Origin of the sequence: Microcoleus sp. K4-B3 (assembly GCF_036704615.1) — a bacterium.
Lineage (GTDB): Bacteria > Cyanobacteriota > Cyanobacteriia > Cyanobacteriales > Microcoleaceae > Microcoleus.
This window is the reverse complement of record NZ_JAUBSF010000060.1, coordinates 28,460-42,493: the sequence shown is the minus strand read 5'-3', so window position 1 is coordinate 42,493 and position 14,034 is coordinate 28,460. Positions and strand designations below refer to the sequence as shown.

Annotated in this window: 18 protein-coding genes and 1 pseudogene; all 19 read right to left on the bottom strand. The window is 41.1% G+C overall.

Annotation, left to right across the window (positions count from 1 at the left end; translation table 11 throughout):
• Positions 1-501: 501 nt before the first annotated feature.
• A pseudogene (locus QUA78_RS22170) lies at positions 502-2,167 on the bottom strand (IS1634 family transposase).
• Positions 2,168-2,913: 746 nt separating this feature from the next.
• Entirely contained in the window at positions 2,914-3,201 is a 288-nt protein-coding gene (locus tag QUA78_RS22165; RefSeq protein WP_333301571.1) for a hypothetical protein, read from the bottom strand.
• A 198-nt stretch (positions 3,202-3,399) separates the two neighbouring features.
• On the bottom strand, positions 3,400-3,759 hold the full coding sequence (locus QUA78_RS22160) for a hypothetical protein (protein WP_333301572.1): 360 nt from the start codon (positions 3,757-3,759) through the stop codon (positions 3,400-3,402).
• A gap of 74 nt (positions 3,760-3,833) precedes the next feature.
• Positions 3,834-4,073 carry a hypothetical protein gene (locus tag QUA78_RS22155; protein ID WP_333301573.1) on the bottom strand — a complete coding sequence of 80 codons (240 nt, stop codon included), beginning with the start codon at positions 4,071-4,073 and terminating at the stop codon, positions 3,834-3,836.
• Between the two features lie 131 nt (positions 4,074-4,204).
• Entirely contained in the window at positions 4,205-5,167 is a 963-nt protein-coding gene (locus tag QUA78_RS22150) for a DUF5131 family protein (protein ID WP_333301574.1), read from the bottom strand.
• Positions 5,168-5,284: 117 nt separating this feature from the next.
• Positions 5,285-6,052, bottom strand: a complete 768-nt coding sequence (locus QUA78_RS22145; RefSeq protein ID WP_333301575.1) for a hypothetical protein — start codon at positions 6,050-6,052, stop codon at positions 5,285-5,287.
• Positions 6,053-6,237: 185 nt separating this feature from the next.
• Complete coding sequence (locus QUA78_RS22140) at positions 6,238-6,714, bottom strand: hypothetical protein (RefSeq protein ID WP_333301576.1); 477 nt, start codon at positions 6,712-6,714, stop codon at positions 6,238-6,240.
• 116 nt (positions 6,715-6,830) lie between these two features.
• Entirely contained in the window at positions 6,831-7,328 is a 498-nt protein-coding gene (locus QUA78_RS22135; protein ID WP_333301577.1) for a hypothetical protein, read from the bottom strand.
• Positions 7,329-7,485: 157 nt separating this feature from the next.
• The gene (locus QUA78_RS22130) at positions 7,486-7,941 is read right to left on the bottom strand and encodes a hypothetical protein (RefSeq protein ID WP_333301578.1); all 456 of its coding nucleotides are present in this window, start codon (positions 7,939-7,941) and stop codon (positions 7,486-7,488) included.
• A 109-nt stretch (positions 7,942-8,050) separates the two neighbouring features.
• The gene (locus QUA78_RS22125; RefSeq protein WP_333301579.1) at positions 8,051-8,662 is read right to left on the bottom strand and encodes an SLOG family protein; all 612 of its coding nucleotides are present in this window, start codon (positions 8,660-8,662) and stop codon (positions 8,051-8,053) included.
• A 62-nt stretch (positions 8,663-8,724) separates the two neighbouring features.
• On the bottom strand, positions 8,725-9,330 hold the full coding sequence (locus tag QUA78_RS22120) for an alpha-ketoglutarate-dependent dioxygenase AlkB (protein ID WP_333301580.1): 606 nt from the start codon (positions 9,328-9,330) through the stop codon (positions 8,725-8,727).
• Positions 9,331-9,469: 139 nt separating this feature from the next.
• Positions 9,470-9,976: a type II secretion system protein gene (locus QUA78_RS22115; RefSeq protein WP_333301581.1), complete on the bottom strand. Its 507-nt coding sequence runs from the start codon at positions 9,974-9,976 to the stop codon at positions 9,470-9,472.
• Between the two features lie 173 nt (positions 9,977-10,149).
• Positions 10,150-10,554: a hypothetical protein gene (locus QUA78_RS22110; protein WP_333301582.1), complete on the bottom strand. Its 405-nt coding sequence runs from the start codon at positions 10,552-10,554 to the stop codon at positions 10,150-10,152.
• A 210-nt stretch (positions 10,555-10,764) separates the two neighbouring features.
• Positions 10,765-11,280, bottom strand: a complete 516-nt coding sequence (locus QUA78_RS22105; protein WP_333301583.1) for a hypothetical protein — start codon at positions 11,278-11,280, stop codon at positions 10,765-10,767.
• Positions 11,281-11,415: 135 nt separating this feature from the next.
• Positions 11,416-11,709: a hypothetical protein gene (locus tag QUA78_RS22100; protein WP_333301584.1), complete on the bottom strand. Its 294-nt coding sequence runs from the start codon at positions 11,707-11,709 to the stop codon at positions 11,416-11,418.
• 4 nt (positions 11,710-11,713) lie between these two features.
• On the bottom strand, positions 11,714-12,088 hold the full coding sequence (locus tag QUA78_RS22095) for a hypothetical protein (protein ID WP_333301585.1): 375 nt from the start codon (positions 12,086-12,088) through the stop codon (positions 11,714-11,716).
• Between the two features lie 81 nt (positions 12,089-12,169).
• The gene (locus QUA78_RS22090) at positions 12,170-12,535 is read right to left on the bottom strand and encodes a hypothetical protein (protein WP_333301586.1); all 366 of its coding nucleotides are present in this window, start codon (positions 12,533-12,535) and stop codon (positions 12,170-12,172) included.
• A 557-nt stretch (positions 12,536-13,092) separates the two neighbouring features.
• On the bottom strand, positions 13,093-13,470 hold the full coding sequence (locus QUA78_RS22085; RefSeq protein WP_333301587.1) for a hypothetical protein: 378 nt from the start codon (positions 13,468-13,470) through the stop codon (positions 13,093-13,095).
• Positions 13,471-13,532: 62 nt separating this feature from the next.
• Positions 13,533-13,925: a hypothetical protein gene (locus QUA78_RS22080; protein ID WP_333301588.1), complete on the bottom strand. Its 393-nt coding sequence runs from the start codon at positions 13,923-13,925 to the stop codon at positions 13,533-13,535.
• Positions 13,926-14,034 lie beyond the last annotated feature (109 nt).

Below are 14,034 nucleotides of genomic sequence, written 5' to 3'. Positions count from 1 at the left end.
AAATACATAAATATAATTGCACGGAAAAAATTAATTAGGATTGCTATAGGTCTAGAAAATCATTTAGGATTGCTATAGTAGCTTAAGTTTACTCCATCCTTTCCTTCAGGGCACTACCAGATATCGTGCCGGAAACCCGGATACGGAATGTTGTTGCTGGCATCCCGACCGCTAGCAGAACCGAAAAACTGCATCATGATTGGCGATCGACCAGAAGATAAAGCCCACATTCCGCAGATGTGGGTCGGATTTTTTTATCAGTTGTGAAAACTTGGAAACCAAAGGCTTTTGGGTTGAACTTATAAGGTCTTAGCGTTACAGAATCTTGTCAAATTTACCTAAATTAAGTAAGTTGAAATAATTGACTTTTCCTCACATATTTATGTTGCTATTTTATTGCTATCGCTCATCTTTTTAAGCAAGACAACTTATGCCAAGAGCAAATTGTCTTGACTAATTAATGAAAATTATTCACAAATATCTACACCTAGTTATCGATCGCTATTCACTTGAAAACATTAAATAGTATTGACAGCAATACTCTCCTAAATGCCGCAAGATATCTTGACGTTCTCGGGTTAAATTGCTGACCTGCTTCGCTCCATTTATCGTCACTAAATGCACCGCCTGAAACACCTGAAATATCCAGCGCATTGTCGGCCGATCGGTCAATTTCTTTACCTGATTTTTCACTTGCTCATTGGTAGCTGATAATTGTTGTCTCAATTTCCTTTGCGCTAGATTATACACGCTTCATACACAGTCCCATTATCATTCCGATTGCTTCAACTCGCTCCGGCTTTTTCACGAAGACGCTGGAAGTAAAAAATAACGGATATTTGATAAATCTAAATCCTCTTTCATTACTTTGCTGCGCTTTGTATTCCGATAATACCTGTTGATTGCTCACTGCTTCAGTCTCTAAGATATTTGTGGCTAATATAAATCTCCCAGCTTTGACTTGTTCCACTTCAATCGCTGAACTTCGGGGTTCTATTTCACCCGTTACTTGATAAACTTTTGTCTGTGTCTGGTTCAATTTGTTGAGCTTACTTTTTGTTGCTTTAACTGATTTTTCTTGGGATTTGATTTCTGTTATTTGGTGATATTTCCATGAGTCTGATAACTTTTTTAGTACAACTTCCGCATCGGCAATACAAGCAAAGTTTTGCCTGGATAGCCTACGCAGCTTGGTTTTAGCTGATTCTAATTGTTTCTCTACTTGCTGGGTTATTTTTTTAAGGTCTGCTTGCTTTCTGATTTCACTTTCTATCACCAGCCATCTTTGTTTTATGTCGGCATATTCACTCGTTCTGGTTGCTATTTTATAGCCTTTTATTTGAGAGTATTCCCAGTCACTATCTTCAATGTTGCAGATTTTATTTTGAGCTTCTTTTATGCTTAATGGTACTCTGGTTATCCATTTCATTCCTGCCATTGCTGACAAATTTTCTGCTGTGTATAAGGCACTGTCTGCCACACAGATCCCGTCAAATGTCCACTGATTTTTAAATTCTTTCAATCTCGCAACAAAGACACTTTTATCATCGGCGTTTCCGTCATCTATTTTGAGATACAATGGTACATCTCCATCCCCACTTACGATCGTGTCAATCATAAATTGTTTGAGGTCTGGTCTTTTATCTCTTGAATAGCCGTGAACGATTTTTATGGTTTTCATGGAAGATTCTGTATCTGATGATTCTATCTCAACTTCCTGGCTTTTTCCCTGACAGTTTTTGTATGCTCCTTCTACTGATATTGAACTGCTGTCTAGGTGAACGCTTTTCATTTCTACTTGAAATTTTAGAGCCGCTTTCATGGCAATTGCTGTGAATAACTTTGTCGTTCCAGCTTGATGATATTTGTCTAAGGCTCTCCCGATTCTGTCATCATTTAATTGTTCGGGGGTCACTCCTTTTCCAATTAAATGTTCTGTTGCTTTTCCGACAAAAAACCTGTCGAATAGGTAGATTGGGGCACTCAAAAATCCTAGTCCGTTCAAAATCATTGCTTTCATTACTTGTCCTGGACTGATGGTTTCTTTTATTCTTAATCCCACCTTTTTGTTGACTTCTTCTACCAATTCCATTTCATCTATTATCCCTGCTACTATTCCCAAATGGTCTAAATTTACGATATTTATAGCTTCAGATGGCTTTTTCATGATTTTTAGGGTTGGTCTACTTGCACAAATTATTATACCTTAAAAAAACCTCAAATGATTGCTATGCAATCATTTGAGGTTTTGACAACTCTGAATCTTTTTGAAATTAAATCCGATCGAATATCTGCGGAATGTGGGATAAAGATGCTGCGGACGCTTACGGAATCAAATTCTTTTGGGCATCAGTGTTGAGAAATGAACAGGAGTGGAGAAATCTCAAATAAGATGATTTACCTTTTGCGGTGAAAGGCATTTGACGTTGAGCTGGTTGCAGTTGCAGTAAGAGGTAAAATCTGTTGCTGCAACCAGTTTTGAAGTGTCAGAAAATTTGTTCTGTGACTATGCTGAGTTATTGATAGAAAAACTGATGTAGAAACACAAAAAAGCGGAGTTACTGGCAGGCTCCACAAAGCATAAGGAAATAAAATCATGATATAGCAAAACCATTTGATTTGTAAACACTCGATTCAATGATCGCCAGCGTTTCAGGTGGTTCTACATTCATGACTCAAATAGACTTGCTATAAGTAAATTTTAACACTAATTGAGGAAGAACCTACTATCATGAGATATAATGAAGTATGTCATAATTACTTAGTTTTTCTGCATTTCCTTAGTCAGTTCGTAGCTGCTGGGGATTTTTGTTAAGCATTTTCATAAACAATTCCAGAAGCAATTATCTGTTTCTGGAATTGGTTTTGTCTTGGTTGTGTGGGTTGAGGTAAAAAATGATAAATCCAGAGAAACTAAAGCTGGATGAGACGAATGCGATTAGCTGGCATTCGCTGAAGATTCGCAGTAACTCTGGGAGTTTTGCCGTCGCAAACAGCAAGCATGAAATCGGCTTCTGCACTCATGGCAATATCAGGAGCGGGATATTCACCAACATTGACGATCGGATACCTTAGATTATCCTTGTTCCCGGTGTGATAAACGGTAACTTTAGGATATTCTAATAGAAACAAGATTCCTAAAGCAATTTCATCAAAATCTGTAAAGTTTCCCACCAAGATTTCGGCATTGAGTGATATCACCTTAAGGATTCTCACACTAACCTTTGGAGGGATTTTCTTTAGATTTTCGGGCCCTGTGAAAAATACTTTCATTCGATCGAACTCCTATTTGACTTGATTAACATGAATTTCCATAGAAACAGGAAACAGGAACAGTTACCTAAATTGTTTCTGCTCCTGTTTCTTGTTTCTGTTTCTTGTTTCTGTTTCTGTTTCTGGCTAAACTCGAATAATGCGAATGCGATCGGCTGGCATCCGTTGTAGATTGGCTCGAACTCCGCGACTTTTGCCGTCGTAGACCGCAAGCATATAATCAGCTTGCTTGCTCATGAAGATGTCCTGAGCCGGATACCGACCAACGAAAACAAGCGGGTATCCAAAGCTGAGATTACTGCCAGTTTCATAAACTGTGACTTTGGGATACCTCAAAATCGTTAAGAAAACTAGGGCGAGTTGGTCAAACCCGCGATAGTTGCCAATTAAAATTTCGGCATCTAGTTTGGTGATATTGTGAATCCTTGTCCACATTTCATCGTTCATTTTTTGCAAATGTTCCGTTCCTGTGAGAAAGACTTTCATAGCTGTAGGGTAGAATTCGGAAACACTACCCTACAGCGAAGCCCCTCGCTGGCAAACTGAATTAAACAGGATTGTTACAAATGTCGGAGAACGTGGCCGATTCGATCGTATTTGCTGGTGCGATCGTTGTAAATACCAAAGCCTTTTCGAGAGTAATCGCTCCCTAGAGACGAGATAACGCAATAATGGCGGTAGTAGGGGAATAAGTCTTCACCGAGAACAGGCTCAATATATTCGATCTCGTACAGCATTTTCGCTGTTAGTTTTGCTAATTGTTCTTGGCTTTGTTCCAACAATCCAAAAGTATGTGGCATTTTTCAACTTGAGAAAGTTGCAGTCCAACAGCGAAGCACTATCCAGAATCATGAGTGTAATGTTGTATTAACGAATCAAAGGAAGGATGCAGATGTGAAACCTGCATCCGTAAAGAAAAGCCAAACTAAATCTAGAAAACAGGATGCTGTCTGAACCTTAGCTCTGATGGAAATTCGTTGATATCGGTATGGTCTTTAACCTTGACCGAGTAATTCGTCATTGCAACACCATCAATGTAGGGAGAACTATCGATCGGATTTGAACCCAGTTGTTTAACACTGACTGGAATTTTCGCGAGCTGACATTGTTGAATGATTGATCGCAACCAATCTAGATGGCAGGGTCGGGCATCGCTACGTTTCCGGGCTGATTCACCCCCCACAATTACCCAATTTACCATCGGTTTTCCAATTCGATGGTCGCCTCGAAACTCGCAGGTTTGGCAGCCGACACAGATGCCCAAATACTTGCGGAGGTCAATGCGCTCCAACAACGGCTCACAGCTAATGAACCGGATGTGGGCTGCTGTATCTCTTACATCAAGGATGCGATCGGCTACTTCCTGGTTTTCGACACTGGTTCCAATCCAAAGATTTTTGAGCGGAAATTCCAACTTCTCAAAGTAATCTTTCAGTTGCTCCAGTGATTGCCAAAGTCGTTTGGGGATTTCGGTTTCCTTCCAGAAATATTTGGCTGCTTCATACAAACGACCTGCTGTTAATTCGTCTATGTAGGCTTTCACGGTTTCAGGTCGCTTGCTCAGAAACAGGAATTGGTGCTCGTTTGCGATTGCCATTACCGCAAACATCCGATCGAGCCATTCTCTTTTGACATTATGATGCCCTGGATCACTCATTGATAAGAAGAAAAGTTGCAGGGTTTTCAACTTAAACGGTTTAGTTAGCTGTGACGGCACAAAGGCAATTTTCCCGTTCCATTCCTTAACTTCTTGATACTGAGGAAATTGCTGTAACCGTGCAGATTTAGCGAGGTTTGCTGCATAACAATTTTTGCATCCGGGACTTTTTGGTACGCGAGAGCATCCTACGATAGGATTCCAAACATCTGTTGCCCAAGAAATTTTAGTTCCCATTGTTTTTGTTCTCCCTTGTGTGGTTACTTTTATGTGTCAATCGACTGATTGGGACTTTGACTCTGGCTTAAAAAAAAAGCTGGGGATTGCTCCCCAACTTTTTAGTTAAACGACAGATTACTTAGCAGACTTAATTTGCTTTGCGGATGTGGTAGCCACATTGATTGCTGGTTGTTCCGAAGCTTCAGGCAATGTTATTGGTGCTTGAGACTGAGGCATTGAGGCAACGCACATTTGCTCATTTTCGACTAGCCGAGGGTCTTCACAACAGATGAATCCTTGAGTTTCGGCCTCATGGACTTGACGTGCTGCTTTGAGAGCTGCTTCATCTAAAGCCCCACTTGGCGGACGAACTGAAATTGAGACAGCGTGATAGGCTCCATATTCACGGCTTTCCTGCTTGGTTAATTCAAAGCGAAAGATATTTGTGAACAAAGCTTCAGCAGCTTTATTAAGAGCATATTCCTCATAATTCCCTGGCATTCCTTCTTCACCCCAAGCATTAAATGCTTGCTGACTGAAGCCCTCAACTAGAGTTTTCATCTTGTCTCGTGACTGCCGATGAATTAAGAACGTACTCAACTCACTACACTTGGCATGAAAGTAATCCTTCATGCCTCCCGCTACTGGGAATCCCCAGATCTCGGTAAATTGTTCATTCACATAATTTGGCTCAAAAGTTAAAATCTTTGAGCCGATCGAACAAACAGCCATCTCAACGAATTTTCCACGGCTTAATTTCCTTTCTTGGACTTCGAGAATGTTTAAGCCTTTCGTGTCTCCGGTAACGAAGATGCCAAAATCTCGGGAACAATTCGCTCTGTAACGGCTAGGGACACCGGGGATTCTGAATGCGTGTCCGTCTACGATAATTGGATTCTGCATGGTTTTTGGTTCAGATTAAGTTTCAGTTCAGGTTTCATTTTTTGTTTCTAGTTTCTGTTTCTATATGAGAAATAAGAAACTCAAGACCCAACAGCGAAGCATTACGTCACTTGGAAGTTAGCCAAACTTTTTATGATTTTAAATCCTGTATTGACCCATAGCTTCGGTGTCTAGCTTTCCATATTTTAGCGGTTTAATTGGTGGACATAAACCGCTAACTTTGGCACTTGAAACTCGGTGTTCTTGAGTTCGATCGACCGCTGTTTTTGCAAATTTTTTAAATGTTCAGAAGTCAGAAACGTTTCTAGTTTTGCTTCTGCTTCTTCAAGTTGGGTTTGAAGTTCAGCGATGAGAGCTTTAGAAGATTCGATCGATTCAGCATTATATCGGCAGAGGTTTTCATATTCCCGTGCAATGTCCTCATCCAAGCGCTGAATGGGAAGGATCTGGTCATCATACTGATTTCGGAACTGAATGACAATTTTGGCATTGGCATCCTTATAGACAATCTGTTTCCGGGACTGTTGAGATTGAAGCACATTAAAGCCTTCAAGAATAGCATCAGGTTCGATCGCTTCAGCCTCAGCTTTTAGAGCTTCAATTTTGCTGCGAATTTCAGCAATTCTCTGTAAATACGGTGTGGGTACAGTGCAATTATTCATGTTAGAATTTGGTCGGTAAATACGGTGGATACCGTGGACATAGAAACAGAATTGTGAGCTGTTTCTAATCTGTTTCTATGTCAACGGATTTTTTAACTACTCTTGGCTACCAGTGGCTACCAATCTAGTGCTGCTACGGCTGCTTGCTGGGGAGTGCCGTCAAAAGCATCTTCAAGTTGAGATGGTTGAGAGTCAGTAGTAGCTAATTCAGCAGCATATTGAGCAGCTTGTTCCTCGTAAATAGCTCCTGGTTCGCACTCTTCCTCTGGAAAGAAGGAACCATCAAGCTCAGGTAAATAACGCTCAAAATGTTTAAAGTCCTGATAGATAAACCATTCGGGCTGGAGTTCGATCGACTCAAGATGATTCTCAATCCATTTCAGGAAAGCAAACTTAACTTGTTCAGTCGTGAATGGTGTGCAATGTTGGCAATCAAGAGCCTGGAGCCGATCGACTATCTCATCCAAATTAATAAGTTTGCCGATGGCTGCTTCAAGAAGTCTGTCCGAAGCTTTCCAGGGAATTTGTGCATTGAATTCTACAGTTCTCCAATCTGAAATTTCGATTTGTGGTAAACTTGATGTGGAAGAAGTGGAAGATGGTAGGATTGACATAGTTGTTACTTTGATAAAGAATCCTTACCCCAAAGCGAAGCACCCCCCGCGACAGTTTTGGGGTATTTTTTTGCTATTTCTGGCAATCTGGCGCACAGAAACATCATTACTCCTCACTAGAGCAAAATACGAGGATGTTTCTGTTTCTCGAATGTTTTTAGATTGGTTCTAGAAATTTTGTTTCTGTTTCTAAATCAGACTCTGGCTCTGGCTCTAAATATTCAGAGTCAAGGTTAAAGTCAGAGTGAGATTCAGACTCAGATTCAGGTTCCGGGTTAAGAAGGAAGTCAGGTTCAGATGGGGAACCAAAGTCGTGCTCTGGTTCTGGTTGTGGCTCTGAATAATTGGAACTAAAATCAGAATCAGGTTCGATCGGATCGGGAGATTCGTTAGCGTTGGCAGCAGCACTGAGAAGATAGAGAAGGCTGGCAGCGCCGACGGCAGTGTATTTAATTGTTTTGGCTCTGCTATTATCAACCGATCGCTTGATTAAGTACGAGCTGTCTGAGATTCGATCGCAACTAACGATTTCACCACGGTCGATCGCACCCTTAGCAAGTTTGGCAATGCGGGAGTGGATGTGAGTTATTACAACTTTTTTTGTTCTTAGCATGATTCCTGGGTTTAGGTTCTAGATGGTGAATGCTGAAAAAAAATCTCTCTCACTTCTGGCTTTGCGACCAGGAAGCAAGAGAGATTTGAAAATAGAAATTTTGAACTAGCTAAAACAGGCTTAACTGTTGGTGACTGGGTTCAATGATGAGATACTTACGTTCGGCGGGAACGTACTGATAAATGAGTAAATTCTTCTGTTTAGCCATATTGAAAGTGGTGGCGGTTCCCCCTCCCATACCATGAGGATCGCCACTGAAAACAGCTAAGCAGATATCCGATCGTTTTACCATCCAAGAATTCCGAGCTTGCATGACACCGGGACTGTAATTCTTGTAAAGGCAGACGTGCTCAGTTGCTTGTGCCAATAGTTTCTTGTAATGACTTTGCTGACGACGTTTCCAGAGTACGTGCTGGTCAGCGCAGGGAATTACGGCTGTCCAGTTCAATTTACGGTAAATCAAAACTTCAGCAGCTAACTGGTCAACGCCTAAAGCCATGCCACAAAAGAATTTTTTGACACCTTGATTAACTGCCATCATGATAAGTTTTTCGATGTATGGCTTGTAACCTTGCGAATTAATCCAGCGATGACCAGTAATCATTGCTGTGTGGTATTCTTTCGGTTCAAAGAGTTCGGAGTATTCAGAGAAATCGTACTGCGTTTCACAATTAAGACTCCGATCGACGTGTTGTGCTAAAGCAAAAACGTTGGTCGCCATTAGTTGTTACCTTAAAAAGCTCAACAACTTACAGCGAAGCATTACTAATTTTTTTGACTGTGTTAATAAACTTGTCGAATCGTTAGGTTTAAGCGACCATTGTTTTTCAACAAGGAGGAAGTTTTGGGGACAATTTTTTTGACTGCATGGTAAGCTAATCGAGTTTCGCCATGCAAAATCAACACATCCCCCGATCGTAGGACGACATCTATAACTGGATCTTTTCTACTACAGTTACTACCGATCGAAAAAATGCAGTCATCGCCGAGGGAAATGGAGATAATACAGGGTTTGAGATTGTACTCGGTATTATCTTGATGTAACCCAAGTTTACTCTTTCGATCGGCAGAGTAAAAGTTGATTAAGCAAGTTTCTGGTTGATAATTAGGTTCATCAACTAACTTGGCTAAATCTTGAGCAATGTTTACTAATTCAGTGGGCATGGTTGCAAATGGTTGGTTATTTTCAGGATTTATCTTGGAATAACGGTAGCCCTTGCGATCGGACAGCCAGCCAACTAAGCCACAACTGGTTTGACTACAGTTGAATTTGCTGCCAGTGGGCATAACCGGAATTGTCATTCCGCCATTTGTTTTAGCTATATTTCGGGTCAACTCAACTAAAGCTTGTTGTTCAGATTCATTGAAATAGTTCTTCAGGTGCAACATAAGTTTATCTAAATAGGTCTATCCAAGGAAATCGACAAATCGACTCCTTAACGCGAAGCGCTGTTGAGGCTTGGATTTTAAAAACTTTTTGATTATAAGTGCGAGTAAAAAAAATCTCCAGCCATCGCTGGAGATTTATCTATCTACATTCTTTATCTGTCTTGACGAGATATTCGCCAGTGTTGCCGTGGTTTCCACCTCTAACAACACAAAAGGTTTTCAGTGACCAGGGGTGACTGAAGACTACCTTTCCATGCTGACCATAACTGCCACCAATACCAGCATTCGTCTCTGAAGACCAACTAACCAAAGTTGCTCTATCAGCTCCGGCTTTACCAGCAACTTTGGCATCAATACCCCGAAATGTGGATTTAATGACAATACCTTTTGGCATGGGCATTGGCTTGCCACAAACACCATCTAAACATTCTGCAATTCCTGGGTTTTCGCCAGTAAAAATTGCAACCGATCTAACTTGTCCGTAGTTTACGATGGCATCATAGCGAGACTGCTTAGCGGTCTGGTGTAACTGTAGCAATGCTCCCGTGACTTTGGCATTGGCTATAATTCTGAGAGTTGTCGGCACTGCGAAAGTAGTTAACAAAGAAACGATGGTCATCGAAGTTAAAAGTTCAGTTAATTTCATGTCTTTGGCTCTTGATATAACAAAAAAAAATTACTCACCTCCTCATCGCGAAGCGCCTCACAGAGCAACCTCTGGCTCTGGACTTTGCTGTGTTCAAAGTTTCTTGGCGCTCTAAAAAAAAAACTCCAAAGCCACGAGGACTTCGGAGTTTTTTTTACGACCAGTTCGATCGGCTAGAAGAGATCGCCATTATCGAATTCTTGCGCTGCCATTGCCATTGCTGCACCATTAGCACTACCATTACCATTACCATTGCCATTGCCATTGCTTTTGCTAGTAGCTGCTTGAGCTTTATTAGCAGCCATAGCATTCTTTTTGGCGTAATAGTTTGATCGGAGATTCAAGAGTTCATTCTCTGCAAACTCTAAGGACTTAGCCAAAGCAACGATTTCAACATAAGTCATATCATGGATTTCATGAGCTTTCCATGCAACCTCAAATACGCCATAGCCACCATACTCAAGACCTTTTAACTCTTCTTTGTGGGTAGCACGAAACTCTTCCCAACCGAGAATACGAAAAGCATCAATCAACAAAGAACGTTTTTTGCCAGTTTTGGAAGGAAATACGATAGTCATGATAAACCTCTAAAAATGTAAAGAATTTGGACAACAGCTAAAAAACTTAGCTCATTTCCCCATCGCGAAGCGCACCTAACGAGAGACTTAACTTGCTAAAATCTACGGATATTAGATGGATTTAAGGTCGATCAAATACATAAATAAGCTAGAAATTTAGGAAAAGTTATGCAAATTAAGGTGACTAAGTTTCCTTAATCACCTTGAAAGCTACCAATCAATTGGGGTCATCATTTGCGATCGATAACCCTTGACTTCGTTTAGTTTCCATAAAACCAAACTAAACCGCTCCTCACTCAGGATGCGGGGGACGGCATGGGAAAGCTTGCAGTTAAACTTCACAATGTCTCCATCATTCAACACATGAGTTTTGCCATCAATGACAAACTCTGCTACGCCAATATTGAGAGATACAGCCATTGGTTGTGCATAGCCGTGATCTCTGTGAGGGGCAATCAGCCCACAACTCCCGCCTCTTTCTTTGCCGTGATAAGTCAACAAACCTATGTCACAGCCAGGATAGATGCGTTGGCAAAGGTCATAAAGCCTTATGTTGAAATAGCCAGGGGTAACTTGACCGTTGCCGAGATGGACTTTGTTAAACAGCCAAAGTTCTAACCTTTTGTTGGTTAAGCTACTGTGGCTATATTCCATTTCTGCAATTAAGCTTCTCAAATACTCTTTAAATTCAGAAATATTGGGGATAATTTTCTTGATTGTTTCCATAATACTACGCTCATACGACAAGAATTTACTCACCTCCTAATCGCGAAGCGACCTTACGGATAACTTCCTGGCACTGAAACTTCTCACATTACCGGATTGATGGAGAGACAAAACTCTCCATCATGTTAGTTTTGGCTAGTTACTCAGAAAAAATTCTGGTGGATAAGGTTGAGCAATGCAGTAGTAGCATTCTCTGATGGTTAACAGTTGTTCGATCGAGAAACCTCTTTCTGTTGCTAGTTCTGTGAGTTGACTCAAATCCATCGATCGAATTTTACTCCGTGTCCAACGACTATAAAACCGGGTGTAACGTTGGTCTAAATCTCCCTTGAGTAGGAGATGGCTTTCAAAGACTTGCCACGCGAGTACACGGAAGGCATCACGCAGGCGTAAAGTTTCTTGGTCAGTTTCCAAATCTACTTGAGTCATGATGCTAGTTGAAGAGATGTTGTAGAAGTTGAATAAGTTGGTCAGCCGTGGTTATGGCTGTACGTATCGCGTAAGGAAACAGGGTATCAGGTTCAGTTTCAATTTCTAAACCTTTAAGACGGGAACAGGGAAAGGATACTTGAAGGAAACTTGTTCGAGGAGTAAGAACGAGTTGGTATCGTTTTTCGCCTTTGAGTTTGTAGCCGATATACTGTTGTTTCTTGAATGTTATCAACCGAGTATTCTTCAGTAACCAATCTTGAGCGATCGACAACAACGTATCGCCACCTTCAATTATTTGAATGTTTGACGACAGTAGTGTGGGTACGCCGTTAATGACTTCAAACCTTTGGACTAAATCGTAAATTATTTTAGTCATGAAGTGTTACCTCTCTCGGCTTGTTAAATTGTGTCGGAGTTCTCTCTAGTATTTGATAATAGAGAGAACCTAACGAAACTGCTACATTCTCTTGAGTCTGATGGTTTCCGCAACAAATTCAGGAGTCAGCCCACGAATCTTGATTTCTAGTGGAAAACCTTGAATTCGTTTTGACTTTCGAGCCTCACTTTCATTGGCATAAGTGTAGCCACCTACTTGAGAAACAATTTCTTTGACTTTTTCACCATCAGCTTTCGATCGAACGCCGATGTAGGTGATAAATGAATCGAAACCTGAACTTGCGTCAGGCATTTCTTGCCAGTTAAACTGATTATTCGTCGTTCCAACAATCGTTATTCGATCGCTGAGTTTGACAACAACGTAACTTCCATGTGGGGAAGTTTTAATGACTTTACCTTCAATCCCGGCAAAATTAACCTTATCCATGATTTAATTTCCTTTTAAGCTAGATAAGACGACTCAACACTTCACAGCGAAGCATTACACCCTTCATCTCAGAAACCGTTTCTTGTTTTTGTTTCTGAGATGAAAAGTGTTTCTGAAAGCGTTTCTTGTTTCTGGTGTTTCTGAAGCTAAAGAGGGAAATGCTTGACAGATTGCACAAGATATTCAGGAGAAAGCCCAATCGCTCTCACCTCATACGGGTAGCCGTGAACGAACTTCGACACAAAGACATCCTTATTGGGAGTGCCGCCAGCTTTGATAATTTGGGCTTTGATAAGTTCTGCGTCTTGGTAGGTGGCGTACCCACATACAGGACAAAGCGCTTTGGCAGAAAACCTGCCAGATTATCTGTGACCATATCCCAAACAAAACTGGAACAATAAATCCCTTTGACTGCGATGCGATCAGATAACCTGAATATGAAGTAGCTCTGGTGCGGGGATAGCGTCAAAACTTTTGCTTGAATTCCACCAAAATTTATTGTTTCCATTGCAGTAGCGCAGTAATGCAGTAAGTAAGTAAGCAAATATCATCCCCAGTTAGAGCGAAGCATACAATTCTTGCCTTTTAGCAGGAACGGGAGCAGGCACAAAGACTTTGAAGCGAGCTTTATCTTGGATTCGGTGTTGGTAGGCAATAGACTGAAAAACCTCTTTGACATCTTTCATCCGAAGATGTTGAAGGTTGGTTGAGCCGATCGAATACTGCTTCCATAGTCCTTGCTGTTGCAGATGCAGGCACAGGTAAAACCCGTAGTCAGGCAGAACCAACACGGGACACTTGATGCCTGTCAAAAATGGCTCAAACTTCCTAACTGGCTCACCTAACTTATGTTTGCTGCCTTTGTTGATAAGCCAAAAGTCAGCTTCTGCAAAGTTATTACGAACAATCCAGGTATAAAGAGATAGGTTTTCCATCGTTTTTCGGAGAGAAATCCTCCCCAAAAAACGAAGTATTACTAGAAACAAAACTGTTTTTGCTACTGTTCAATAACTGGATATTCTTTCCAATACCACTCCAGAAAGCGCTTAATGAACTGAGCCGTGGGTAAGTCGTAGTAGCTGACATACCACAGGAACAGAGGCTCCTTTCTGAACCGTTCACACAAAGCGATTAAATGTCGGTTCACTCTTCGAGTTTGAAATTGATGCCAAATAATCTGCCGTTTTTCCTCAGCAGTGCTGCCATCAAAGTAAGTTGCTAAATTTGTCAATTCCTTGCGCTGTTTCCATGCCCAAGTGGACAAACGGATATCACTGCCTTCATACGCAACCGCATAATGTCCTCTGATCAACTTGTCATCGACAGCTTTACCATTACGATCGAAATATGTCCCCTCCCGACGGTTAACATCATAAGGGAACAGTGTCATTGGATTAATGTAAATTTTTGACATGATATTGAAGGGTAAACAAAGCGTGTGTATTGTCCAAAAATCCGTTTGTAGTGAAACCCTAAGAAAATGTAGGACAACTAAACTT